Origin of the sequence: Micromonospora sp. C51 (genome assembly GCF_018070435.1) — a bacterium.
Classification (GTDB): domain Bacteria; phylum Actinomycetota; class Actinomycetes; order Mycobacteriales; family Micromonosporaceae; genus Micromonospora; species Micromonospora sediminimaris.
Genome location: NZ_JAGPXQ010000001.1, coordinates 283,741 through 308,537, shown reverse-complemented (window position 1 = coordinate 308,537; position 24,797 = coordinate 283,741). Strand labels below are relative to the sequence as shown.

The following is a 24,797-nucleotide window of genomic DNA, read 5'->3' as shown; positions in this document are numbered from 1 at the left end:
GTCAGCGCGGTGCTGGCAGACCGTCGGTCCGGGCGTTGCCGATCGCGTCCTTACGACCCCAGCGTCCCGGAATGTTCAGCAGCTCGATCCGGCCGAAGCGCGGCGGAACCTCCGGATGCACCACCAAGTGGTCGCCGTACGGCTCCAGGCCGAGCAGGGCGCGCAGCAGCAGGAAGGTGGCCCCCGTGGCGGAGGCCTGGGGGCTGTTCGCGGCCGGGTACGGCACCGGAAAGCGGGTCAGCTCGCGGTCGTAGCCGGCGAAGGCCTCCGGCATCCGCCCGGCGAAGTGCTGGGAGGCCTCGATGACGGCTTCGGCGATGGTCCCCGCCTCCTCGACGAACCCGTATTGGCGCAGCCCGTAGGCGATCAGCGAGTTGTCGAACGGCCACACCGTGCCGACGTGGTAGCCGAGCGGGTTGTAGCTGGCCTGTCCGGTGGCCAGCGTCCGCACCCCCCAGCCGGAGAAGAGCCGGGGCCCGAGCAGGTGACCGGCGACTGCGGCGGCTCGGGAGGTGTCCACGATGCCACTCCACAACAGGTGCCCCATGTTCGACGCCAGCGCGTCCACCTGGTCGCCGTCGGGGCCGAGCGCCAGTGCGAAGTACTCGGCCCCATCGATCCAGAAGTCCCGGTTGAATCGTTGCTTGAGCTGCTCGGCCTGCCGTTCCAGGCGATCGGCGTACGCCGGGTCGCCCCAGAATTCGCGGGCCAGCCGGGCCCCGCGCCGCTTGGCGTCGTACGCGTACCCCTGCAACTCGCAGGTGGCGCGGGGCAGCCCCGGCAGCCGGCCGTCGCGGTAGCAGATCGCCTCCGGCGAGTCCTTCCAGCAGTGGTTCTGCGCCCCGCTCTCGTCGTTGCGCGGCTGGTACCAGAGGTAGCCGTCGCCGCGCAGGTCGCCGTACTCGTCGATCCAGTGCAACGCCGCGCGGGCGGCGTCTTCCAGGTCCCGCACCAGCGCGGCGTCGCCGGTCCAGCGCTCGTACTCGTCGAGCAGCACGACGAAGAGGGGCGTCACGTCCGCTCCGCCGAAGTACGGCGACTGGGGACGATGTTCGAAGGCGGCCATCTCCCCGTACCGGAACTCGTTGAGGATCTTGCCGGGTTCCTCGTCGCGGAAGTCGTCGAGCACCGTGCCCTGGTCGATGGCGAGCAGGCGCAGGGTGGTCGCCGCCATCCGGGGCACGAACGGCAGGGTCTGGTAGCAGGTGAGCAGGTTGTCGCGGCCGATGATGGTGGCCGACCAGGGCAACCCGGCGGCGAGCATGGTCTCGTGCGGCAGCGCCAGCGGAGAGAAGCGCAGGCCGGCCAGGTCCACCAGCCCGCGCTGGTAGGTGGTGCACAACGACTTCCAGTCGCAGTACAACTGGGGGGCCTCGGCGACCCACTCGCTGAGGTCCTGGTGTAGCTCGGCGCCCACCTTGCCGCGTGGATGTCGCAGCCGTTCCCGGATGTCCGCTCCGTCCGGACGCAGCACCAGCCCTCTCACCCGCAGGGTCGTGCTCCACCGACCCTGCCGGTCGACCCGGATCCGAAAGGTCAATCCGCGTTCGTCGAACTCTGCCGGTTCGCTTGTCGAGACGTCGGTGACCCGATGAAACTTCTCCCGCCGGAAACCGAGCCGCAAACCGCTGTCCGACGCCTCGCGGTAGCCGCGTAGGGCCGACCCGTGCGGCCAGACCACGTCGTAGACCGGCGCGAAGTCGCTGTCCGCGTCGATGCGCAGCACGTAGTCGACGGGGCCGTTGGTGTGGTTGAGCACCGTGAGGTGCTCGATGAAGGCGCTGTCGGAGATCCACCGGTCGCGGATCACCGAGACCTTCGCGTCGACGTAGTGGGTCGGGTGACCGGGCACCAGGAAGAACCGGATCTTGTAGTAGCTCGGATCGTGCACGGCCAGCGGATGCAGCCGTTCCCCGTCCAGACGCAGCCGCCAGGTGGACAGGAAGCGGGTGTCGAAGGCGAAGAACCCGCTCGGATTGGTGGGGCTGAAGTCCATGTCGCCGTTGTCATCGCTCAGCGCGAAGATGTTGCCGTCGAGGATGCGGACCAGCTTCCTCACTGCGGCTCTCCGTCGCCGGCCGGGGGTGCCGCCTCGCCCGGCGACGGCTGTCGGTATGCGGCCAGCGCCCGGGCGGCCACCTCCCGGGGGTGGTGGGCGTCGGGCGGTGGTGCGAACAGCCGCTCCAACATGACGACGAAACGGAATTCACCGTCGGCGGTGAAGTCGTTGCGCAGCCACGCCGGCAGGGGCTTGACCTGGCCGCGGGCCATCCGGAGGAAGAACTGCGCGTCGGTGCAGATCACCGTGTCCGCATCCACCGCGTCGCCGCGCGACACCGTGATCCGGCCCTGGTCGATGCTGACCAGCCAGTGGTCGACCCGGTCGGGGTAGCCCAGGTCGAATCGCACGGTGCCGCAGACCTGCCGAAGCATCCGCCCCCCACCCTCGGCGAGGCCGTCGAAGAAGTCGCGCACCGCCTCCGACATTCCGGCACCTCCCGCGGGGCGTTGCCGGCCGACGAGGGCTGGTGCCAGGGTGGCCCGAGCCGGCGGCGAAGCGCCGGTCAGACTCCTCCGCCACCGTCACCTTAACGGCTTTGGTCCGCTCTGGTGCTGGTCTGTGTTGGCTGGCCACCTTGAGGTAGATCCGGAGGACCCGACCCGCGCCTGGGAGATCGGCATTGGTTTCCTGCCGGCCGCCACCTATGGTGGTCCGATGCGAACCGCCGCGCTGCTCAACCGCGCCGCCGCCGTCACGGCGGCGGCGGTTGTGCTGCGCGTGCCCGGCGCGGCCACCCCCGCGCCCCGGGCCCGGGGGCGGGCCGGTCACGGCCAGCCGCGTCCCGCGGGTCGCAGCCCTCCGGAAACCGTGCACGGACACGTGACGGCCAGGGGCGAAGCGCACAGCTTCGGCCCTTTTTCTTTTCCGGAAGGGAACCGACATGAGCGAACGAACCGGCACCTACGACCGGCAGTGGCGCACCGAACTCGAGGCGACGCTGAACCACGAGTTCGAGGCCCAGACGGCTCGGCTGACCGAGTTGACGGCCGACACCGGGGATCCGGCGGAGGCGCACACCAACGCCGCGTTGATCGCCGCTACCCGGCAGAGCCTCGATCAGATCTCCGGCGCGCTGCGACGCCTCACCGCCGGCGGCTACGGCAGCTGCGAGCGGTGCGGAACGGACATTCCCCGGGAACGCCTGGAGATCCTGCCGCACGCGCGGTTCTGCGTGCCGTGCCAGCAGAAGCAGAACGGCTGACCAGGTGGACCGGCCGCCGCTCGTCTCACGGGTGCGGCGGCCGGTCCGTCGCCACCTCGGGCGACCCGGACGGCTCGTCGCGCAGGCTGGCGGTGACGGTAGCGGTCAGACCGTCGGGCCGGCGGGTCAGCGTCAACGCCCCGGTCAGGTGATGGGCGAGCCAGAGACCCCGGCCACCCGGGGTGCTCGTCGCGGGCAGGTTCACCGGTAGGTCTCCACCGCGCTCGTGGCCGTGATCGGTGACCTCACAGATGAGCAGGTCGGCCCGCCGGAACAGGTCGAGTCGCCCCCGGCCCCCACCGTGCAGCACGGCGTTGGTGACCAGTTCGTGCACGGCCAGGACAAGATCCTCGGCCACATCGCCGGTGAGACCGGCGGCGGCCACCCGGGCGGTGAGCAGGTGCCGCAGCGCCGTCACGGTCTGCGCGGTGAACGACTCGGACAGCAGTGGGGTCGTCTCGCCGGCGCCGGGGGACGGGTCGCGGGAATCCCGGGCGTCCGGCGGGCCGAGGTAGTTCATGCAGGCAGAGTACGTCGTCCACGAACATCCGCGACCTTTGCCGAGGGGCAACCATCCGGATGCTACTGGCCACCCTCCACCGACGTGCGACCGAAGGACCGGCCGAGACGGTGTACCTCCGCCTCCATCCGCTCGGCCAGCTCCGCGCCGCCGAACCGGTCGATCAGCCGGTCGGCGAACCCGCTGAGCACCACCGGACGCAGCGCCTGGACCAGGGCGATGGACCGTGGCACGTAGACCTTGCGTCGCCGACCTTCGATGCCGCGCAGGAGTGCCTCGGCGCACCGCTCGACACTGACCGTGGTATTCAGCGGCCAGGGCAGTTTGCGCTGCGCGGTGTGGAACGAGGCGAGGTCGTCCCGGATGTCGCGCACCAGATCGGTGTCGATCCAGATCGGATGGGCGGTGCCCACGGTCAGCCCCCGGCGGCGGTTCTCCAGCCGCAGCACGTTGCCGAACTGCTCCACCCCGGCCTTCGACGCACAGTACGCCGCCATCCCGGGCATGGCGGCGAAGGCCGCCGCCGACGAGACGATCAAGACGTGGCCGCGGGCGGCGCGGACCTGCGGCAGCGCCGCGCTGACCGTGCGGACCACGCCGGTCAGGTTCACCTCGATGGTGCGTGCCAGGGCGTCAACCGGGCCGGTGGAGACGGTGCCGATGTTGGCGATGCCGGCGTTGGCCACCACCACGTCGATGCCGCCGTAGCGCTGCACGGTCGAGGCGACAGCATCGTCGAGGCCCGCCTGGTCGGTGACGTCGCACTCGTACCAGTGCCCGCCCACCTCGGCGGCGACCTGCCGCAACAGCGCCGGTTCCAGGCCGACCACGGCGACCCGGGCACCCCGGGCGGCGGCGGCCCGAGCCAGTTGGGCGCCGATGCCCCGGGCCGCTCCGGTGATCAGGATGGTCCGGTCGCGTAGGTCTAACCGCATGCTGCGCTCCTGGTCCCGGTCGCCGCCGGCGGCGACCCAGTGGTGGTCTGCCGAACGGTACCGGGCCTCCGTCGGCCGACCCACCCGGTGCCGGTCCGCCCGCCGCACCCGACGTCCGTGCCGGCCGTTCGTGGTGAGCGGCGCGGACATCGGGAAGGATCTACCCCGAGGCGGTACCGCTGCGAGGACCAGGAGAAGGAGAACCGCATGGCTGACTTCGTCGGCGCCGTGGACCAGGGCACCACCAGCACCCGGTTCATGATCTTCGACCACGGTGGCAACGAGGTCGGCCGCCACCAGCTCGAACACCAGCAGATCCTGCCGCGCGCCGGCTGGGTCGAGCACAACCCGCTGGAGATCTGGGAACGGACCCAGACGGTCGTGCGTACGGCGCTGAACACGCACAGCCTGGCGGCGGGTGACCTGGCGGCCCTCGGTGTCACCAACCAGCGGGAGACGACGGTGGTGTGGAACCGGCGCACCGGCCGGCCGTACTACAACGCCATCGTCTGGCAGGACACCCGGACCGATCGGATCGCCTCGGCGTTGGAGCGCGACGGGCACGGCGAGATCATTCGGCGCAAGGCCGGTCTACCGCCGGCGACCTACTTCTCCGGCGGCAAGATCCAGTGGATTCTGGAGCACGTCGACGGGGTGCGGGCGGACGCCGAACGCGGTGAGGCGATCTTCGGCAACACCGACACCTGGCTGTTGTGGCACCTCACCGGCGGCCCGGACGGCGGTGCCCACGTCACCGATCCCACCAACGCCAGCCGGACCATGCTGATGAACCTGGAGACCCTGGACTGGGACGACGAACTGCTGTCCATCTTCGGCATTCCACGCGCCATGCTGCCCCGGATCGTTCCGTCGTCCGATCCGGACGCCTACGGCGTCACCCTGCCCAACGGCCCGTTCGCCGGCCCGGTCCCGATCACCGCGGATCTGGGTGACCAACAGGCGGCCACCGTCGGCCAGGTCTGCTTCGCCCCGGGCGAGGCGAAGAACACGTACGGTACGGGCAACTTCATGCTGTTGAACACCGGGTCGGAGATCGTCCGCTCCGAGGCCGGGCTGCTCACCACCGTGTGCTATCAGTTCGCCGGCCAGCCGCCGGTCTACGCGCTCGAAGGCTCCATCGCCGTCACCGGTTCGGCCGTGCAGTGGCTGCGCGACCAGCTGAAGATCATTAGCAGTGCGGCGCAGAGCGAGGACCTCGCCCGCCAGGTCGACGACAACGGCGGCGTCTACTTCGTGCCGGCCTTCTCCGGCCTGTTCGCCCCGTACTGGCGATCCGACGCCCGGGGCGCGATCGTCGGCCTGTCCCGCTACAACACCGACGCGCACATCGCCCGGGCGACGCTGGAAGCCATCTGCTACCAGAGCCGCGACGTGGCCGAGGCCATGGCGCGGGACTCGGGCGTACCGCTGGAGCGCCTCAAGGTCGATGGCGGCGTCACCGTCAACGACCTGTGCATGCAGTTGCAGGCGGACATCCTCGGCGTGCCGGTCAGCCGGCCGGTGGTGGCCGAGACCACCGCCCTCGGCGCGGCCTACGCCGCGGGACTGGCCGTCGGATTCTGGCGGAACACCGAGGAGCTGCGGGAGAACTGGAACGAGAGCCGGCGTTGGCAGCCGTCCTGGTCGCCCGAGCAGCGCGCGGCCGGCTACGCCGACTGGCGCAAGGCCGTGCAGCGCACGCTGGACTGGGTCGACGTCGGCTGACAACTCCACCGTGGCCAGTTACGTTTCGTCCACGTTAACGTCACTGCGTGTCAATGTCGTGGTGCCGGAATGTCCGGTGGTTCTGCCTTAGCATCCCGATGTCCGGCAGCTGCCGGGGGTGGGCACAGGGAGGGCATCCATGCGGATCACGCGCGCGATCATGGCGGTCGTGGTCGTACTGTCGGCCGGCGTCCTGGCTGGCGCGGCGCACGCGGCGACACCGTTCACCGTGGTCAACGGCTCGATCCAGCCGGCGACGGGCACTCCCCGGCCGCCGTCGGGCACCCACGCCACGCTGTGGCACAACGCCAGCTACGCCAGCATTCCGGTGCTGGGCGCCGGCCGGCTGGTCGTCGGGGCGATCGGCGATCACTGCGACGGCTGGCCGACCCTGCGGGTCAGGGTGGCCGGCGAGCTGATCGGCGAGGTCACCGTGACCAGCGCCACCAACTACGGCAGCTATCCGGTGGGTGAGCAGCTGCCGGAGGGGCGGCACGACGTTCGGATCGAGCTGGTCAACGACCGGTACACCGGCGCGTGCGACCGCAACGCGCACCTGGCGTACGTGCGGGTGCAGCCGCCGCCGGCGGTCGACGCGACCTTCACGTTCGCCGTGATCCCGGACACCCAGGAGGAGGTGCTGTCCGCGAGCGACGCCCGGCTGCGTCAGCGCGTCGACTGGCTGGTCGCCCAGCGCGCCACCCTCGACCTGCGTTTCGTCACGCACTCCGGCGATGTGGTGAACTACGACTCTTCCGGCCACGTGCAGTACGAACGGGCCCGGGCCGCGTTGCGCCCACTGGAGACGGTCGGCATGCCGTACACCCTCGCCGTGGGCAACCACGACACCCAGGCAGCCGGGCCGGACGGGGAGTTGCGCAGCCCCGCCGGGCAACTGCTGCGCGACACGACGGTGTTCAACAGGTACTTCACGGCGGGCCGGTTCGGGGCGGTGCGCGGCCAGTTCGAGGCCGGCAAGGTGGACAACGCCTACGCCACCTACACCGCCGGCGGCGTGCGGTGGCTGGTGCTGAGTCTGGAGCTGTGGCCGCGCCGGGCGGCCGTCACCTGGGCGAAGGCCGTCGTGGCCGCCCATCCCCGGCACAACGTCGTGATCGTCACTCATCACTACCTGGAGAGCGACGCCTCGATCGGCCAGTCGGCCGGCTACGGCTCGACCAGCCCGCGGTACCTTTTCGACAACCTCGTCGCGCGATACCCCAACATCCGGTTCGTCTTCTCCGGCCACACCGGCACGGCGGCGTCCCGAGTGGACACCGGTGTGCACGGCAACCGGGTCTACTCTTTCCTGCAGACGTTCCACTCCCGCCGGACCAACCCGGTGCGGCTGGTGGAGGTCGACGCGGCGGCCGACTCGCTGCGTACCTGGATCTACGCGCCACACACCGACGAGGAGTTTCCGGCGCACGAGCGTACGTACGCCGGGCTCGGCCTGGTGCGGTGAGCTGTCGGCGGTGGCTCGTGCGCTGCGGGCCACCGCCGACGAGCCCGCTCGGCCGTGTCTCAAAACTATCTTGTAACTGTCTCATTATCCTGGTCGGCTTCGAGGTGGCGGTAGACGGTCGCGCGCGAGACACCGAACTCGAAGGCGATCTCGTCGGCCGAGTGGGTGCCCGCCCGGTGCATCCGGCGGGCGGCCCGCACCTGTTCCGGGCTCATCGACTTCGGGCGTCCCGGCCGTCGCCGGCCCACCCGGCCGGGCGTCGCGGCGACGGTGTCGGTGGGCGCGTCGGTCGCCGGCGCGGTCCGGTCGGTCGCTGCCACCTCGGGGGGCGTCTCACCCAGCAGCCGGCAGGCGCCGTCGAGCATGTCTCCCCGCAGCACCGACGCGGGCACGTCGATCATGAACACCACCGGATCGCTGCACATGGCGATGGCCTGGACCGCCCGGACCCGGTCCCGGCGCCCGGCGGTCGGCCCGGCGACGATCTGGTTGGCCCGCATGGCGATCTGCACCAGCCGGTGGTAGGTGCTGCCCCGGTCGACCAGTGCGAGGTCGTGGAAGAGCATGCCGAGCGGGCCGCGGTGCGCGAGCATGGTGTCCACCCAGCCCTCCAGCAGCGTCCACCTGGCCTGCTGGCCGGGCAGTGCCCCGGCCTTGTCCAGCAGTGCCTCCAGGTCGCGGATCAGCGGCTCGGCGAGTGCGGTGAGCAGATGCGCCTTGCTGGGGAAGTGGTAGAGGATGGCGGCCTTGGTCAGCCGCAACCGTTCGGCGATCTGCCGCAACGAGGTGCGTTGGTAGCCCTGCTCGGAGAAGAGGTCCAACGCGGTGCGCAGGATCCGGCTGCGGGTGTCGTCCGTCTTCTCCCAGGTCATGGCCCCCAGCGTAAGTGGTCCTGACCGCCGGCCGGTGCAGCTCGCAGCCATCCCTTACCATCGGTCAGTGCAGTGGCTCGGCAGACATCGGTACGGCGGGAGGCACCCATGTCCGTGATCTCCATCGAGAACCTCGTCAAGACCTTCGGCGGCGTACGCGCGCTCGACGGGCTCGACCTGACGGTGGAACCGGGGGAGGTACACGGATTCCTCGGACCCAACGGCTCGGGCAAGTCCACCACCATCCGGATCCTGCTCGGCCTGTTGCGCCGCGACTCGGGGCAGGTCCGCATCCTCGACGGCGACCCGTGGCGCGACGCGGTCGCGCTGCACCGGCGCTTGGCGTACGTGCCGGGCGATGTCAACCTCTGGCCCAATCTCTCCGGCGGCGAAGCGATCGACCTGTTCGGCGCGCTGCGCGGCGGGTTGGACCGGCGTCGCCGCGACGAGTTGCTGCAACGCTTCGATCTGGACCCGACGAAGAAGTGCCGCACCTACTCGAAGGGCAACCGGCAGAAGGTCGCCATCGTCGCCGCCTTCGCCTCCGACGTCGAGCTGTACGTGTTGGACGAGCCCACCTCCGGGTTGGACCCGCTGATGGAGGCGGTGTTCCAGGAGGAGGTCCGCCAGCTCACCCAGGCCGGCGCCAGCGTCCTGCTCTCCAGCCATGTGCTGGCCGAGGTCGAGGCGCTCTGCGACCGGGTCAGCATCATCCGGGAGGGCCGGATCGTCGAGTCCGGCACCCTGTCCGAGCTGCGGCACCTGGCGCGTACCACCGTCACCGTCGAGACCGGACGTCCGGTGAGCGGTCTGACCGAGTTGCCCGGCGTGCACGAGGTCCGCCCGGTCGACGGCCGCGTCCGGCTGGAGGTCGAGCCCGAACACCTCGACGCGCTTCTGGCCCACCTGGTCCGTTTCGAGGTCCGCGCGCTGACCAGCACACCGCCCACGCTTGAGGAACTGTTCCTGCGGCACTACGGCGAGGCCGTCAACGGTGACCGGCAGGCGACGACCGGAGGCACCCGATGAGCGCCTTCACCGGCACCGGCCGGCTCACCCGGCTGGCCCTGCGTCGCGACCGGGTCCGCCTGGCCATCTGGACGCTCGGCAGCCCTTTGATCGGCTATGCCCTCGCCGAGAGCGTGGCCAGCATCTACCCCGACGAGCAGAACCGCATCGGGTACGCCGAGGTGGCCAACACCAGTGTCGTCGCCCGCGCCTTCAACGGCCCGGTCGCCAGCACCGACCTCGGTGCCGTCGCGGTCACCGAGACGTACCTCACCCTCGCCGTGCTCGCCGCGCTGCTCAGCACGTTCGCCGTGGTCCGGCACACCCGGCAGAACGAGGAGACCGGCCGCGCCGAGCTGCTCGGTGCCGCCGCCGTCGGCCGGTACGCACTGCTCACCGCGGCGCTGGTCGTGGTGGTCGGCGCCAACGTGCTGGCCGGGGCGCTGCTGGCGTTCGCCTTCGTCGGCGCCGGGCTGCCAGCCGCCGGCTCGGTGGCCGCCGCCGCGGCGATCGCCGGTGTCGGCCTCGCCTTCACCGGCGTGGCCGCCGTCACCGCGCAGCTCTCGGTGACCTCCCGGGGCGCCAACGCCCTCGCCGCCGCCACGGTCGGGGTGGCGTTCCTGCTGCGGGCCACCGGTGACGTGCTCGGCCAGCGCGCCGCCGACGGGGTACGCCTGGACAGCGCCTGGCCGACGTGGTTGTCGCCCCTGGGCTGGGGCACCCAGATCCGAGCCTTCGGCGGCGAACGGTGGTGGGTTCTCGCGCTGCCGGTCGCCCTGCTGGTCGTCGGGGTCGCCGGGGCGTACGCGCTGGCCGAACGGCGCGACCTCGGCGCCGGCCTGCTCGCCGCCCGCCGCGGGCCGGCCCGTGCCGCCGCCGGCCTGCTCAGCCCGGCCGGACTGACCTGGCGTCTGCACCGTGGCGCGTTGACCGGCTGGGCGGTCGCGGTGGCGGTGCTCGGCCTCGCCATGGGTCTGGCCGGCAACGAGGTCGACGACATGATCGCCGACAACCCGGCCGCCGCCGAGGCGATCGCCCAACTCGGTGGCGGCTCCGAACTTGTCGACGCCTTCCTGGCGGCGATGCTCGCGCTGTTCGCCCTGACCCTCGGCGCGTACGTGGTGCAGGCCCTGCTGCGGGTACGGGGCGACGAGTCCGACGGCATCCTCGAACCGTTGCTCGCCACCGCCGTCAGCCGCTACCGGTGGCTGGGCACCCAGGTGGCCGGCGCGGTGCTCGGTGCGCTGGCGCTGATGCTGCTGGCCGGCGCCACCACCGGCCTCGGGTACGGGCTGGCGGTCGGTGACCCGGTCGGCTGGACCGTCGAGTTGACCGGCGCGGCGCTGCTGTGGTTGCCCGCCCTGCTGGTCGTCGCCGGGGTGGTGACCGCCCTGTTCGGGGCGCTGCCCCGCTTGTCGGTCGCGTTGAGCTGGGCGGTGCTCATCGTGTTCCTGCTGCTCGGTCAGCTGGGTGCCGCGCTGGACCTGCCGCAGGCGGCGCTGAACCTCTCGCCGTACACCCACGTGCCGTCGGTGCCCGCCGTCGACGTCACCGTCCTGCCCCTGGTGGTGCTCACCGCCGTCGCCGCCGCCCTGCTCGCGCTCGGCCTCACCACCTTCCGCCGCCGCGACACCCCCACCTGACGAGCCGCCGCGACTTGATCACTTGCAGTCGAGTGACTCGACACGCCACGGCGACGGTCACTCGACTGCAAACAATCAAGGACCCCTACCACATTTGGCACTGGGACGACGCGTTGTGCACAGCTTGGTGCGGTGTCCACAGGGGGCTGCGGGGTCGGCATGGCCTGGGGCAGGCTCTGTCGCCGTGGATGGCGTACTCCGATCGCTTGTTGAGGCTGGTGGCGGTGTGGTGACCCGCGCTCGGGCACTCGAGGTGGTACCGCCATGGGCGTTGCGGCGGGCGTACCGCGGTGGCTGGCTGCGTCGCGTGCTGCCGGCGGTCTACGTCGACGCCTCGTTGTTCGCCGCCTCGGACTCTGCCAGCCTGCTCGCGAGGCTGGCACCCGAAGTCGCCCGGCGGGCGGCGCTCGCGTACGCCGACGGCCGGGCGGCCTTGAGCGCGCTGACCGCGCTTGACGTGTACGACCTTCGGCCTCAACCAGCCGGTGAGCCCGTGTACCTCGACGTGCCGGCCGGTACCGGGCTGCGGAGCAGGGAGAGCCTGGTGGTGCGGCACCGGACGGCATTCGCGGCGGAACCATCTCACGTCGTGGTGCGACGCGGAGTGCCTCTCGTCCGGCTGGAGGCGGCGCTGGTGCACTCCTGGCCGTTGTTGCCCGAGGAGAGCCGCATCGGGCCAGTCGTCCGTGCCGTGAACGACCGAATGACCACTGGGTTCCGGCTCCGCGTCGCGCTCGCTCCGCAGCTGACCGGGCGGGCGGCGCTGTCCGCACTCATCGACCGGCTTGATGCCGGCTGCCGCAGCCCGCTGGAGATCTGGGGTCACGACCGCGTCTTCACCGGTCCGGAGATGCCGGTGCTGATGCGTCAGGTACGTCTTCGGGTGGGGAAGCGAACGATGTACCTTGACCTGTTCGCCGAGGAGGAGCGGGTCAACATCGAGCTGGACGGTGCCGCCTGGCACGGCGAACCGCGCCAGCGCGAGATCGACCTGCGGCGCGATGCGTTACTTGCCACGGTCGGCATCCTGGTGGTCAGGTTCAGCCACCGCCGTCTCGTGCGGGAGCCAGACGAGGTGCGCCGGGAGCCTCTCGCGATCCTCGCCGGCCGGCGCTTTTTACCGAGGCACCAGGCTCATCGCACCTGGGACAGGAAGCGACGTAGCCGGGGATGCTGCGGCGACTCGAAGACCGACTCCGGCTTGCCGGCCTCCAGCACCACCCCGGCGTCCATGAAGGCGACGGTGTCGGCGACCTGCCGGGCGAAGCCCATCTCGTGGGTGACGACCACCATGGTCATGCCCTGGGTGGACAGCTCCGCCATCAGTGCCAGCACCCCCTTGACCAGCTCCGGGTCCAGCGCGGAGGTGGCCTCGTCGAAGAGCATCACCTGCGGCTGCATGGCCAGCGCCCGGGCGATGGCCACCCGCTGTTGCTGCCCGCCGGACAGGTGCGCGGGCCGGGCGTCGGCCTTGGCGGCCAGGCCGACCCGGTCGAGTTCGGCCCGGGCCCGGGTCACCGCCTCGTCCTCGCCGAGCCTGCGGATGCGGCGCAACGGCAGGGTGATGTTGCGCAGCACGCTCATGTGCGGGAAGAGGTTGAACTGCTGGAACACCATGCCGATCCGCTGCCGCAGGGCGTCCGGGTCGTCGCGCAGCACGCTGCGCCCGTCGAGCAGCACGTCGCCACTGTCCGGTTCGAGGAGCCGGTTGACGGTACGCAGCAGGGTGGACTTGCCCGACCCGGACGGGCCGATGACGCAGGCGGTGCCGCCGCGCGCCACGTCCAGGTCCACCCCGCGCAGCACCCGGTGACGCCCGAAGGCGAGGTGTACGTCGCGCAGGCTCAGGCTGACCGAGGTGTTCATCGTTGGTTGCCTCCGGCGGCGCCGGGCAGCGCCAGGTCCAGGTCGTCGGGGTCGTCGGTCGGCCCGGCCGCCGGCCGGCCGTGTCGCAGTCGCTTGTCGATCCAGTTGACGGCGTGGGTCAGCGGCACGGTCAGCGCGAGGTAGAACAGCCCGGCCAGCAGCAGCGCCGACTGGTTGCCGGTGTTGGCCGCGTAGTCCTGACCGATCCGGAACAGCTCGCGCTGACTGGCCAGCAGACCGAGGAAGTAGACCAGGCTGGAGTCCTTGATCAGGGCGATGAGCTGGTTCACCCAGGCCGGCAGGATCCGCCGGATGCCCTGCGGGATGATCACCCTCCGCATCGCCTCGCGCCAGGAGAAGCCCAGCGCGCGGGCCGCCTCCAACTGGGTGGCCTCCACCGACTGGATGCCCGAGCGGAAGATCTCCCCGAGGTACGCCGACGCGATAAGCGACAGCGCCAGGATGCCCAACGGGTACGGGTTCGGCCCCCACACCTGCATGCCCAGCGGGGCCAGGCCGACCCCGATCAGCAGGATCGTCGCCGCCGCCGGCAGGCCCCGGAACACGTCGGTGTACACCCGCGCCGGCCACCGCAGCCAACGGGTACGCGAGATGCCCGCCACCGCCAGCAGGATGCCGAGTGCCGAGCCGAGCAGGGCGGCGGTGACCGCCAGGATCAGCGTGTTCGGCAACCCGACGGTGAGCATCTCGGGTAACGCCTCACGCATCGACTCGCCGTCGAAGAACGTCTCCCACAGGGTGCGCAACGGATCCACGGTCAAACCTCCGCCCTGCTCGCTCGTGGTCCTACCGTCAGGAGGCGGCCGGTGCCGACACGTCTCCGCTGCCCGGGGTGAAGTCGGCCGGGATCGGCCGGCCCGGGTAGTACTGCTCCTGAAGGCGGGTCCAGGTGCCGTCGGCGATCACCTCGTCGAGCGCCTTGTTCAGCGCCTCGCGCAGCGCGTCGTTGCCCTTGGCGAAGGCGTACGCCGTCGGTGCCGGGCTGAGTTCCTTCGCCGCCACCGTGATCCTGCCGCCGCTGTCCGCCGCGGTCTTCTCACCGATCTCGGCGGGGGCGATCCACGCGTCCGCGGTACCGGCCTTGAGCTGGTTGATCGCGCCGTTGTAGTCGGGCACCCGGACCGGGTCCAGCTCCTTGTTCGTGGCGTAGTCGTCCTGGACGGTGCCCTGCACGACCACCACCCGCTTGCCGGGCAACTCGTCGAAGCTGCGCAACGTCGACCCGGCGGGCACGTCGAGCCCGAAGTAGCCGAAGTCGTACCCGTTGCCGAAGTCCACGGTCTTCTGACGTGCCTCGGTGATGGTGATCGAGGAGCTGCCGACGTCGAACTTGCGGTTGCCGACCTGGGCGAGCAGGGCGGAGAAGTCGGTACCCACGAACTCGACAGTCAGGCCGAGCTTGCCGGCGGCGGCGACCAGCAGGTCGTTGTCGAAGCCGGTGAACGTGCCGTCCTTCAGGTACACGTTCGGTGGGGCGTCGGTGAGCGTACCGGCCCGCAGCACCCCCGGTTGGAGCAGGCCGTACGGGTTGTCAGCGGTACTGCCGGCGGAGTCCGAGCCGCAGGCGGTCAGGGTCGCGGCACCGAGGATCGCGGCGACGCCGACGGCGGCGGCGCGGGTCAGGGTGGAAAGGAATCGCACAGGTGTCTCCTGGTCGAGCGGCGGCGGGCACGGACGTGCCACACCGACGGTCCGCCGCAGGGCGGACCGCTGGGATGGGATCGATGACAGAGTGGAAACGGGCCCCGGTCAGCCGAAGCGTCGGTGACCGGCGGCGACGCGGTCAGCTACACGCGGCGCTGCATACCCGCATCATGTCGACGTGGCGGCGTCGGGTCAGGCCCGGGCGGGCCACGGCGGGTCGACTGGGGTACGACATGGCGCTCCTCAAGGTCGTGATGACCTGGGCACCCAGGCCACGCTTGCACCGGAGAACGCTCCGATGCCTGGTCCTCACCCGGGGCACCCCTGCGCGGAGGAGGGTTGCCGGCCAGCGAGCCGGGGCTTGGCGCTGGCACTCATGACCTGCCGCCCAGGCTAGCAACCGCCGCCCGCCCAACGTCCACCCCATATGACCACCCTCACCCCGCCCCCCGCCCCCGAACCAGGTTGATCATGAGGTTGGCGGCATGTTCGATCTCCGCAGCTGCCGCCAACCTCATGATCAACGCGGGCTGGGTGGGGGCGTACGCCCGTCGGGGGTGTTGCCGGGGAAGCGCGTGATCCCTTACGGTCTGCTCAGCGGTGGGCGGTGCGGTCCGCATCCGATGACACCGCCGGTGGTCCACCACGTGGGCCGGGAGGGTGGAACTCCCGGGCCCGACGCGCGTGGTGGGTCGGTCCGGCGGGCGAACCCCGAACCGTGGCCGGCGCGTCGAGGCGCCGGGCCGGCGGCGTCGGGAGCGCGGACATCCACCGGGAGCACCCGTGTATCTCACCCCTCACGAGCAGGACCGCCTGCTCGTCCACGTGGCGGCCGACGTCGCCCGACGTCGCCGCGAGCGCGGCCTGCGTCTCAACTATCCGGAAGCCGTCGCGGTGATCACCGCCTTCCTGCTCGAAGGGGCACGCGACGGTGAGTCCGTCGTCGACCTGATGGCCGCCGGTCGCACCGTGCTCGGCCGCGACGACGTGCAGGACGGCATCCCCGAGCTGCTGAGGGAGGTGCAGGTGGAGGCGACGTTCCCGGACGGCACCAAGTTGGTGACGGTGCACCACCCGATCCCGTGATCCCCGGGGAGATCCTGCCGGCGGCCGGGCCTGTCGAGATCAACGTCGGCCGGCCGGTGACCACGCTGCTGGTGGTCAACACCGGTGACCGGCCGGTGCAGGTCGGATCGCACTACCACTTCGCCGAGGCCAACCCGGCGCTGGACTTCGACCGGGACGCAGCCTGGGGGCAGCGGCTCGCCGTACCGGCCGGCACCTCGGTGCGGTTCGAGCCGGGGGTCAGCCGCCGGGTGGACCTGGTGCCGCTGGGTGGCGCGCGGATCGTGCCGGGCCTGCGCGGCGAGTGCGCCGGAGCGCTGGACGAGGGAGGTAAGGCGTGAGCGTCGTGGATCGGGACCGCTACGTGGCCCTGTACGGGCCAACCACCGGAGACCGGATCCGGCTGGCCGACACGAACCTGCTGATCGAGATCGAGTACGACCACTGTGCCGGCGGTGACGAGGCGGTCTTCGGCGGCGGCAAGGTGATCCGCGAGTCGATGGGTCAGTCCCGGGCCACCCGCGCCGAGGGCGCCCTGGACACCGTGATCACCGGCGCGGTCGTCCTCGACCACTGGGGGGTGATCAAAGCCGACGTCGGGCTGCGCGACGGGCGGATCGTCGCGCTGGGGCGGGCCGGCAACCCGGACACCATGGACGGTGTCCATCCGGATCTGGTCATCGGCCCGGCCACCGAGGTGATCGCCGGCAACGGTCGGATCCTCACCGCCGGGGCGGTCGACACCCACGTGCACTTCATCTGCCCGCAACTTGTCGCCGAGGCCCTCGCCAGCGGGGTCACCACCCTGGTCGGCGGCGGCAGCGGACCGGCCGAGGGCACCCGGGCCACCACCGTCACCCCGAACGCCTGGCACCTCGCCCGGATGCACGAGGCACTCGACACGTTCCCGGTCAACGTGCTGCTGCTCGGCAAGGGCAACACCGTCTCGGAGGAGGCGCTGTGGGAGCAGTTGCGGGCCGGGGCCGGCGGGTTCAAGCTGCACGAGGACTGGGGCACCACCCCGGCGGCAATCGACGCCTGCCTGCGGGTCGCGGACGCCTCCGGCGTGCAGGTCTCCATCCACACCGACACCCTGAACGAGGCCGGGTTCGTCGCCGACACGCTGCGCGCCATCGGCGGACGGGCGATCCACTCGTACCACACCGAGGGGGCCGGTGGCGGGCACGCGCCGGACATCATCACCGTCGCCGGTGAGCCGAACGTGCTGCCGTCGTCGACCAACCCGACCCGCCCGTACACCCGCAACACCCTTGCCGAGCACCTCGACATGCTGATGGTCTGCCACCATCTCAACCCGTCGGTGCCGGAGGACCTGGCGTTCGCCGAGAGCCGCATCCGGCCGTCCACGATGGCCGCCGAGGACCTGCTGCACGACCTCGGGGCGATCTCCATCATCGGCTCCGACTCGCAGGCGATGGGCCGCATCGGGGAGGTCGTGCTGCGGACCTGGCAGAGCGCGCACGTGATGAAGGCCCGGGTGGGCGCCCTGCCCGGCGACGGGGCCGCCGACAACCACCGGGCCCGCCGGTACGTCGCGAAGTACACCATCTGCGCGGCCATGGCCAACGGTCTCGACCACGAGATCGGGTCGGTGGAGCCGGGCAAGCTCGCCGACCTGGTGCTGTGGGAGCCGGCGTTCTTCGGCGTACGACCGCACCTGGTCATCAAGGGCGGCATGATCGCGTACGCGCAGATGGGTGACGCGAACGCCTCGATCCCCACGCCGCAGCCGATGCTGCCCCGACCGATGTTCGGCGCGTACGGTGGCGCGGCCGCCGCCACCAGCCTGGCGTTCGTCGCGCCCGCGGCGCTGGAGGCCGGGCTGCGGTTGGACGTGCGGCGTCGGGTGGTGCCGGTGGCGGACGTACGGTCGCGCGGCAAGGCGGACCTGCCGGAGAACGACGCCCTGCCGCGCATCGAGGTCGATCCGGACACCTTCACGGTCCGCATCGACGGTGTGGTGGTGGAGCCGGATCCGGTGGCCGAACTGCCCATGGCCCAGCGGTACTTCCTGTTCTGATGACCACTGCGACGATGCTGCTGCTCCTGGCCGACGGGCGGTTCCCGGCCGGTGCGCACGCGCACTCGGCCGGATTGGAGGCGGCCGTCGCCGCTGGCCGGGTGACCGACCTGGACACCCTGGCGGATTACCTGCGGGGTCGATTGGCCACCGCGGGACTGGTCGCGGCGGCGTTCGCGGCGGCGGCTCGGGGCGTGGCCTGGTCGTCCGGCCGCTCCGCCGCGCTGGCCCGACTCGACGCCGAACTGGACGCCCGGACCGCCTCGCCCGCGCAGCGGTCGGTGTCCCGCCGGCAGGGGCGCGCACTGCTGCGAGCCGGTCGCCGGATCTGGCCGGCGGCCACCTTCGACGACCTGCCCGCCGTGCCGGACGGGCCACACCAGCCCCTGGTCCTGGGACTGGTCGGTGCCGCCGCCGGTCTCGACCCCGGGCAGGTGGCCACGGTCGCCGTCCACGCGACGGTGACCGGCTCGGCCAGTGCCGCCGTACGTCTGCTCGGCCTCGACCCGTACCAGGTGCAGGCCCTGCTGGTGCGGCTCGCCGGTGCCTGCGACGCCACCGCGACGCGGGCGGCCCGCGCCGCCGAGGAACCACCGGAGCGGCTGCCCGCCGCCGCCGCTCCGCTCGCCGACATCCATGCCGAAGCTCACGCCACCTGGGAGGTGCGTCTCTTTGCGTCCTGAATTCGACCACGACGAGTCCGTTCCCCACACCCACCCCGAGCCGGGTGTCGACCCGCACGCCCCGCTGCCGACTGCCGCGCGGGCGTTGCGGGTCGGCATCGGCGGCCCGGTCGGCTCCGGCAAGACCGCGCTGGTCGCGGCGCTGTGCCGGGCGTTCGCCGCCGAGTTGCGCCTCGGCGTGGTGACAAACGACATCTACACCACCGAGGACGCCGACTTCCTCAAGCGGGCCGGGGTGCTCGACCCGACCCGGATCAGGGCGGTGGAGACGGGTTGCTGCCCGCACACCGCCATCCGCGACGACATCGGCGCCAACCTCGACGCCGTCGACGAGCTGACCGACGCACTGGGCCCACTGGACCTGGTGCTGGTGGAGAGCGGTGGCGACAACCTGACCGCCACGTTCAGCCGGGGCCTGGTGGACCGGCAGATCTTCGTGGTGGACGTGGCCGGCGGGGACAAGGTGCCCCGCAAGGGCGGCCCGGGGGTGACCGCCGCCGACCTGCTGGTCATCAACAAGATCGACCTGGCGCCGATGGTCGGTGCCGACCTGTCCGTGATGGACCGCGACGCCCGTGCCCGCCGGGGCGACCTGCCAACGGTGTTCCAGTCCATCAGCGAGGATCCCCTGGCGACCCAGGTCGCCGCGTGGATCCGTCACGAACTGGCCCACCACCGGGCCGCGCAGTCCACGCCGGCCGGCCCGGTACCCGCCGGGCAGGCCTGATGCGGGCCACCGCCCGACTGGTGGCCCGGGCCGACCGGCGCGGCCACACCGTCCTGGCCGAACTGCGCGGCGAGAGCCCGCTGCTGCTACGCCAGGTACCGGCCCCCGGCGGTGGTGTCGCGGTGTACGTCGTCGGCGGTGCGGCCGGTCCGCTCGCCGGCGACGACCTGCGGCTGGACGTCGAGGTCGGCTCCGGCGCGGTGGTAAGCGTGCACACGGTGGCCGCGTCCATCGCGTTGCCGGGCCGCCCCGGCGCGGTCTCCCGGATGCTGGTCCGGGCCACCGTCGCCGACCGGGCGACCCTGTCCTGGCTGCCCGAGCAGCTGGTCGCGGCGGCGGGCTGCGCACATGTCGCCGACTCGCGGGTGGACGTCGCTTCGGGGGGCACCTTGCACTGGCGGGACGAGCTGATCTGCGGCCGACACGGCGAGCGGCCCGGCAACGTCGAGATCAACACCTGGGTCGACCTGGACGGTAGGCCGCTGCTGCGACAGTCCCTGGCGGTCGGGCCGAACGCTCCCGGCTGGGCCGGACCGGCGGTGCTGGCCGGCGCGCCCGCCACCGGCTCACTGCTGATCGTGGACCCGGCCAGACCGGCGCAGTCGGCTGCGGTGTGCGGTACGCGGGCCCGACTGCCGCTGGCCGGCGGCCCGGCGACCCTGTGGAGCGCCACCGCGCCGGACGCGCACACCCTGCGGGAGTACCTCGAACCCGATACCGCGGCGGATACCATCGCTGCCTCGGCCGGGGGAGAGGAGCGTGGGGTTGTACGAGTTGGGTGACATCGTCGCCGAGCGGCGGATCGCGATGGTTCTTCCTGACGACGGCACGTCGGAGCTGGTCGTTCGTTTCGGCAAGCCGCACCCCGACCCGTTGCCGGGCGGTGACTGGTGCTGCCCGTTCCAGATCGAAGGGCTGGCCGGCGGTGCGGTCGACGCCGCGTTCGGGGTGGACTCCCTACAGGCGATGCTGCTGGCCGCGTACCGCGTGCGGCTGCTGCTGACCGAACACGCCGAGCAGACGTCGGCTCGACTGGACTGGCTGGGCCAGCCGGACCTCGGCCTGCGCGTCGACCCGGGCCTGGTGCCCCAGGACGTCACCACCCGCAACGCCTACCTCGCCGCCGCCGACGTCGCCGCCACGCTGCTGCGTACGCCGGTGCTGGCGGAGCGCTGGACGACGCCGAGCGCGCTGCCGTACTACTCGACCGGCGGCCTGGCCCGGCACCTCGCCAACCAGATCACCCGGACTTCGGAACTGCTCGACGCGCCGTCCGGGCAGACCGCGATCGACGTCCTGGCGCACTTCACCGGCAGCGGCTGGGTCACCACCGGCGCCGAGGAGGCGGACAACACCGACATCCGCGAACGGGGTGAACGGGCCGCCGCCGAGATCGACGCCGCCCAGCTCGCCGTGGAGGTGGACGGGGTTCTGGCGAAACTTCGCCGCACGTTGTCGGCACAGCCGCCGCACCGGATCGTCGACCTTGGCGACTGGGGACTGGCCGTCGACGACTTCCTGCTGACCCGGCTGCTGGAGTTGGTGGTGCACACCGATGATCTGGCGGTCAGCCTGGGCCTGCCGACGCCCGAGATGCCGGCCGCGGCCACCGAGCTGACACGTGACCTGCTCACCCGGATCGCCACCTGGCGGCACGGTCCGCTCGCGGTGGTGCGGGCGTTGTCCCGTCGGGAACGGGCACCGGAGACGATCAGCGCATTCTGACGGCTCCAGTCTGTGCAGCTGCCCCGCCCTCGCCAACTCCCGGGTTCGCTGACCCGGAGATCCGTACACTTACCGGGACAGTGTCGCCTGGCTGGGAGTCGAGGCAGCAACTTCGCCGAAGTTGCGGGGGATCAGGAACGCGTCCGAGGGTGCGAATGCGGCGGGAAGACACCGCCCCTATTTCAGGCGGGCGGTTGCCCGGCGGCGCTCCGGCTCCAAGCGTCCGATCAGCGCGTCGAGCAGCCCGGCCAGGTCGGTGTCGTCGGGTAGTTCGGCCAGTTCGTCGCGGATCCGGGTGGAGAGGCGCTCGTGCTCTCGACGGCCTCGGGCGGTCAGGTAGGCGCGGATCCGGCGGCGGTCGATCGGGTCGATCCGGCGGAAGACGAGGTTGCGGTCGACGAGCTGGTCGACCAGCTTGGTCAGCGTGCCCGGCGGCAGCGACGCCTCGGCGGCGACCTCGCTCATCGGATGACCGAGACCGTCGGCGAGCAGGCAGAGGACCCGCCACGCCTCGATGCTCAGCGACTCGGCGGCGAGCACCCCGCCGACCCGGCGCGAGAGCAGCCGCTCGGCGCGGGTGAGCAGGGGTAACAGGTCGGCTGCGGAACCGGGAAGGTCTGACATGGCACTCCCGCCTCGCGGTTGCGGTGTCATCGTAGCGAGATGTCCCGCTGACTGGGAGGACTGGTCTTCACCAGCGGCGGCGGCCACCATGTGTTCATGTCCGCGCCGGCACCGGGGTCCGGGCGCCCGCAGGCGGGGGAGAGCATCACCGCCGGGGCGTCCTGGCTGACCGTCGACCGGGGCGTGGTCAGTATCGCGTTGGTATATCCGATGCGTGGGCCGGCGGGCATGTTCGGCCCGAGCTGTGAACTCTGCGCACAGCTCGCGGTCGAGGAGCTGAACCGGCGCGGCGGCGTGCTCGGCCGGGAGCTGCGGCTGGTGCCGGTCGACGGCGGGGCGCCGCCGGCCGAGGTGGCCGCCGAGGTGGAGGCGCTGGTGTCGGTGGGCGCGGTGCAGGGCGTCACCGGCTGGCACATCTCCTCCGTGCGGCAGGCGGTGGCGCCGCGCATCGCGCACCGGGTGCCGTACGTCTACACCGCCCTGTACGAGGGGGGCGAGCGTACCGAGGGTGTCTTCCTGACCAGCGAGACGCCGGACGCGCAGTTGTGGCCGGCGATGCGGGTGCTCGCCGGGGATCTCGGGGTGCGGCGCTGGTTCGTGGTCGGCAACGACTACGTCTGGCCGCGCCGGACGACCCGGGCGGCCCACCGGTACGCGTTGCGCAGCGGCGGACGCGTGGTCGGCCAGCACTTCCTGCCGTTGGAGACCCACGACTACGCCGAGGTGCTGCGGCGCATCGAACACAGCGACGCCGACGCGGTGCTCATGCTGCTCGTGGGCGCGGACGCGGTCCGGTTCAACCGGGCGTTCGCCCGGGCCGGTCTGGACCAGCGTTGTCTGCGCCTGAGTACCCTGATGGACGAGAACATGCTGCTCGCCAGCGGCGCCGCCAACACCCGGGGGCTGTTCAGCACGGCGGGTTTCTTCGCCGGTCTGGTGACCCAGGAGAACCTCGACTTCCACGGCAGCTTCGGTCGCCGCTTCGGCTTGGAGGCGCCGCCGCTGGGCAGCCTGGGGGAGTCCTGCTACGAGGGTGTGATGTTGCTGGCCGCCCTGATCGCCAAGGCCGGCACGCTGGACGTACGGGCGGTGGAGGCCTCCGCCGACGTGGTGTCGTACGACGGGCCGCGCGGCGAGTTGCGGTTGCGCCGCAGGCATGTCCGCCAGCGCATCTACCTGGCCGAGGCCGACGGCCTGGACTTCACCGTCCTGACTGAACTGTGATGGCCGCCGGGGCGTGACCGGACCGTGCCTTGACAGGTCCGCCGGCCGGCGGCCAAGATACTTCCTACGTGAAGCATCCGACCGTCGCGTCGGATATCGCCACCGTCCGGCGAGGGACGGAAAAGCGCAGCCGAATGCGGCTGAAAATCGTGTGCCGGTGTCATTCTGCCGATTCTCCTCGGCGATGCACCGGCATTTTTCGTGCCCCCATCAGAGCGGTCGGGCCAGCGGAAACACTCTATTGAGGACTGGGAAACATCCGTGCAATGAAACGGATCGAAGCTTTCCCTGCCCGATATCCGAATCGCCGCCCGGGCCGGTGTCCACCCGCCGTACCGGGCAGCGCCAATGATCCGACGGACCGCACCGCAGTTAGACAGATCCGCACTTCGACTCGGGGCCGACGACCGTTCCCGGGCACTGACTGACGTCACACGCGCGACGCAGGGAGATTTGATGACACTGATCCGGGGCCGCCGCATCCTGGCGGGTGCCATGACCCTGGTCGCCGCGGCCGCGCTGGCCGCGTGCGGCAGCAAGACCACCGATGGGAACACCTCGGCGGGAGTCGCCGCCGATGTCTCCGGCGACACCGTGAAGGTGGGCCTGCTCAACTCCCTCTCCGGCACGATGGCCATCAGCGAGGTCACCGTCCGAGACGCGATCATGCTGGCGATCGAGGAGATCAACGCCGCCGGGGGCGTGCTCGACAAGAAGATCGAACCCGTCGGCGAGGACGGCGCCTCGGACTGGCCGACCTTCGCGGAGAAGGCCGAGAAGCTGATCCGGGAGGACCGCGTGGCGGCCGTCTTCGGCTGCTGGACCTCGGCCAGCCGCAAGGCCGTGAAGCCCGTGTTCGAGAAGAACAAGGCGCTGCTGTTCTACCCGGTGCAGTACGAGGGCCTGGAGCAGTCGCCGTACATCTTCTACACCGGCGCCACGACCAACCAGCAGATCGTCCCCGGCCTGGACTACCTCAAGGCCCAGGGCGCCACCTCGCTGTACCTGGTCGGCTCCGACTACGTCTTCCCGCGCACCGCCAACAAGATCATCAAGGCGTACGCCGAGGCCAACGGAATGAAGGTGCTGGGGGAGGACTACGCCCCGCTGGGCTCCACCGAGTTCGGCACGATCACGAACAAGGTGAAGTCCTCCGGCGCGGACGCGGTCTTCAACACGCTGAACGGCGACAGCAACGTGGCGTTCTTCAAGGAGTACAAGTCCGCCGGGCTGACCGCCGCCACCATGCCGGTGGTGTCGGTGTCGATCGCCGAGGAGGAGGTCAAGAGCATCGGCACCCAGTACCTGGAGGGCCAGCTCACCGCCTGGAACTACTACCAGACCACGCCGGGGGCGGCGAACGAGAAGTTCGTCGCGGCGTACAAGGCCAAGTACGGGGCGGACAAGCCGACAAGCGACCCGATGGAAGCCGCGTACATCTCGGTCTACCTGTGGAAGGCGATGGTCGAGAAGGCCGGCACCTTCGACGTGGAGAAGGTCCGGGAGGCCTCCGACGGCATCACCTTCGAGGCACCCGAGGGCCTGGTCACCGTGGACGGCGCCACCCAGCACATCGCCAAGACGGCACGCGTCGGCAAGGTCGGTGCGGACGGCCTGATCACCGAGGTCTGGAACTCCGGCCAACCGATCACCCCCGATCCGTACCTCAAGAGCTACCCGTGGGCCGGTGGCCTGAGCTGACCCGGTGGGTCCGGGCGGCGCGGCCGTCCGGACCCACCCCCACCA

General features: G+C 71.3%; 23 protein-coding genes, 1 pseudogene and 1 riboswitch. Of the genes and pseudogenes, 15 read left to right on the top strand and 9 right to left on the bottom strand.

The features are described from left to right. Position 1: 1 nt before the first annotated feature. Together KBX50_RS01485 and KBX50_RS01480 are read right to left on the bottom strand one after the other, a co-directional pair. Complete coding sequence (locus KBX50_RS01485; RefSeq protein WP_210933916.1) at positions 2-2,059, bottom strand: glycogen debranching N-terminal domain-containing protein; 2,058 nt, start codon at positions 2,057-2,059, stop codon at positions 2-4. Next, a complete protein-coding gene (locus KBX50_RS01480) occupies positions 2,056-2,487 on the bottom strand; it encodes an SCP2 sterol-binding domain-containing protein (protein ID WP_210933915.1) in 432 nt (143 codons plus the stop codon). Before KBX50_RS01480 ends, KBX50_RS01485 begins: the two co-directional genes overlap by 4 nt. Before the next feature lie 455 nt (positions 2,488-2,942). Here KBX50_RS01480 and KBX50_RS01475 point away from each other — a divergent pair, with 455 nt between their 5' ends. Continuing rightward, a complete protein-coding gene (locus KBX50_RS01475; protein WP_210933914.1) occupies positions 2,943-3,263 on the top strand; it encodes a TraR/DksA family transcriptional regulator in 321 nt (106 codons plus the stop codon). A gap of 25 nt (positions 3,264-3,288) precedes the next feature. Here KBX50_RS01475 and KBX50_RS01470 read toward each other — a convergent pair whose 3' ends face one another. Continuing rightward, positions 3,289-3,783, bottom strand: coding sequence for an ATP-binding protein (locus KBX50_RS01470; RefSeq protein WP_210933913.1), 495 nt, complete (start codon positions 3,781-3,783; stop codon positions 3,289-3,291). A 62-nt stretch (positions 3,784-3,845) separates the two neighbouring features. Beyond that, positions 3,846-4,868, bottom strand: a complete 1,023-nt coding sequence (locus tag KBX50_RS01465) for an SDR family oxidoreductase (RefSeq protein WP_247672883.1) — start codon at positions 4,866-4,868, stop codon at positions 3,846-3,848. 57 nt (positions 4,869-4,925) lie between these two features. Between KBX50_RS01465 and glpK the strand changes: the two genes are divergently transcribed. After that, positions 4,926-6,443 (top strand): glycerol kinase GlpK, encoded by a 1,518-nt coding sequence (gene glpK, locus KBX50_RS01460; RefSeq protein WP_210933912.1) that lies wholly within the window; start codon positions 4,926-4,928, stop codon positions 6,441-6,443. A 139-nt stretch (positions 6,444-6,582) separates the two neighbouring features. Beyond that, entirely contained in the window at positions 6,583-7,908 is a 1,326-nt protein-coding gene (locus tag KBX50_RS01455; protein WP_210933911.1) for a metallophosphoesterase, read from the top strand. A 65-nt stretch (positions 7,909-7,973) separates the two neighbouring features. Here the strand turns inward: KBX50_RS01455 and KBX50_RS01450 are convergent, their stop codons facing one another. Further along, positions 7,974-8,780: a TetR family transcriptional regulator gene (locus KBX50_RS01450; protein ID WP_210933910.1), complete on the bottom strand. Its 807-nt coding sequence runs from the start codon at positions 8,778-8,780 to the stop codon at positions 7,974-7,976. A 108-nt stretch (positions 8,781-8,888) separates the two neighbouring features. Between KBX50_RS01450 and KBX50_RS01445 the strand changes: the two genes are divergently transcribed. The 3 genes and pseudogenes from KBX50_RS01445 to KBX50_RS33495 form a co-directional block, all read left to right on the top strand. Then, positions 8,889-9,809 (top strand): ABC transporter ATP-binding protein, encoded by a 921-nt coding sequence (locus tag KBX50_RS01445; protein WP_210933909.1) that lies wholly within the window; start codon positions 8,889-8,891, stop codon positions 9,807-9,809. Then, positions 9,806-11,431 carry an ABC transporter permease gene (locus KBX50_RS01440; protein ID WP_210933908.1) on the top strand — a complete coding sequence of 542 codons (1,626 nt, stop codon included), beginning with the start codon at positions 9,806-9,808 and terminating at the stop codon, positions 11,429-11,431. The genes KBX50_RS01445 and KBX50_RS01440 overlap by 4 nt, the downstream gene beginning before the upstream one ends. Before the next feature lie 703 nt (positions 11,432-12,134). Then, positions 12,135-12,509, top strand: a pseudogene (locus KBX50_RS33495) (DUF559 domain-containing protein); the annotation flags it as partial. A gap of 56 nt (positions 12,510-12,565) precedes the next feature. On the opposite strand, the gene KBX50_RS01430 reads toward KBX50_RS33495, so the two are convergent. Genes KBX50_RS01430 through KBX50_RS01420 form a run of 3 tightly spaced genes read right to left on the bottom strand, consistent with a single transcriptional unit; the run spans position 12,566 to position 14,959 of the window. Then, complete coding sequence (locus tag KBX50_RS01430) at positions 12,566-13,297, bottom strand: amino acid ABC transporter ATP-binding protein (RefSeq protein WP_210933907.1); 732 nt, start codon at positions 13,295-13,297, stop codon at positions 12,566-12,568. Further along, positions 13,294-14,073, bottom strand: coding sequence for an amino acid ABC transporter permease (locus KBX50_RS01425; protein ID WP_210933904.1), 780 nt, complete (start codon positions 14,071-14,073; stop codon positions 13,294-13,296). Before KBX50_RS01425 ends, KBX50_RS01430 begins: the two co-directional genes overlap by 4 nt. 37 nt (positions 14,074-14,110) lie before the next feature. Then, positions 14,111-14,959 (bottom strand): ABC transporter substrate-binding protein, encoded by an 849-nt coding sequence (locus tag KBX50_RS01420; RefSeq protein WP_210933902.1) that lies wholly within the window; start codon positions 14,957-14,959, stop codon positions 14,111-14,113. Positions 14,960-15,231: 272 nt separating this feature from the next. Next, a riboswitch (SAM riboswitch) is annotated at positions 15,232-15,344 on the bottom strand. A gap of 401 nt (positions 15,345-15,745) precedes the next feature. Between KBX50_RS01420 and KBX50_RS01415 the strand changes: the two genes are divergently transcribed. The 7 genes from KBX50_RS01415 to KBX50_RS01385 are packed head-to-tail and all read left to right on the top strand — an operon-like array spanning position 15,746 to position 21,203. Further along, complete coding sequence (locus KBX50_RS01415) at positions 15,746-16,048, top strand: urease subunit gamma (RefSeq protein WP_210933900.1); 303 nt, start codon at positions 15,746-15,748, stop codon at positions 16,046-16,048. Further along, a complete protein-coding gene (locus KBX50_RS01410; protein WP_210933898.1) occupies positions 16,045-16,368 on the top strand; it encodes an urease subunit beta in 324 nt (107 codons plus the stop codon). The genes KBX50_RS01415 and KBX50_RS01410 overlap by 4 nt, the downstream gene beginning before the upstream one ends. Further along, a complete protein-coding gene (locus tag KBX50_RS01405; RefSeq protein ID WP_210933896.1) occupies positions 16,365-18,068 on the top strand; it encodes an urease subunit alpha in 1,704 nt (567 codons plus the stop codon). Before KBX50_RS01410 ends, KBX50_RS01405 begins: the two co-directional genes overlap by 4 nt. Further along, on the top strand, positions 18,068-18,751 hold the full coding sequence (locus tag KBX50_RS01400; protein WP_210933894.1) for an urease accessory protein UreF: 684 nt from the start codon (positions 18,068-18,070) through the stop codon (positions 18,749-18,751). The genes KBX50_RS01405 and KBX50_RS01400 overlap by 1 nt, the downstream gene beginning before the upstream one ends. Beyond that, on the top strand, positions 18,705-19,478 hold the full coding sequence (ureG, locus tag KBX50_RS01395) for an urease accessory protein UreG (RefSeq protein WP_374224557.1): 774 nt from the start codon (positions 18,705-18,707) through the stop codon (positions 19,476-19,478). Before KBX50_RS01400 ends, ureG begins: the two co-directional genes overlap by 47 nt. Further along, positions 19,478-20,260, top strand: a complete 783-nt coding sequence (locus KBX50_RS01390; protein ID WP_210933890.1) for an urease accessory protein UreD — start codon at positions 19,478-19,480, stop codon at positions 20,258-20,260. Before ureG ends, KBX50_RS01390 begins: the two co-directional genes overlap by 1 nt. Further along, positions 20,238-21,203: a maleylpyruvate isomerase N-terminal domain-containing protein gene (locus tag KBX50_RS01385; protein ID WP_307870798.1), complete on the top strand. Its 966-nt coding sequence runs from the start codon at positions 20,238-20,240 to the stop codon at positions 21,201-21,203. Before KBX50_RS01390 ends, KBX50_RS01385 begins: the two co-directional genes overlap by 23 nt. 177 nt (positions 21,204-21,380) lie before the next feature. Here the strand turns inward: KBX50_RS01385 and KBX50_RS01380 are convergent, their stop codons facing one another. Then, complete coding sequence (locus KBX50_RS01380) at positions 21,381-21,827, bottom strand: MarR family winged helix-turn-helix transcriptional regulator (RefSeq protein WP_210933888.1); 447 nt, start codon at positions 21,825-21,827, stop codon at positions 21,381-21,383. A 96-nt stretch (positions 21,828-21,923) separates the two neighbouring features. Here KBX50_RS01380 and KBX50_RS01375 point away from each other — a divergent pair, with 96 nt between their 5' ends. Further along, complete coding sequence (locus tag KBX50_RS01375; RefSeq protein ID WP_247672882.1) at positions 21,924-23,051, top strand: substrate-binding domain-containing protein; 1,128 nt, start codon at positions 21,924-21,926, stop codon at positions 23,049-23,051. Positions 23,052-23,507: 456 nt separating this feature from the next. After that, positions 23,508-24,752 carry an urea ABC transporter substrate-binding protein gene (gene urtA, locus KBX50_RS01370; RefSeq protein WP_210933884.1) on the top strand — a complete coding sequence of 415 codons (1,245 nt, stop codon included), beginning with the start codon at positions 23,508-23,510 and terminating at the stop codon, positions 24,750-24,752. Positions 24,753-24,797: the final 45 nt, after the last annotated feature.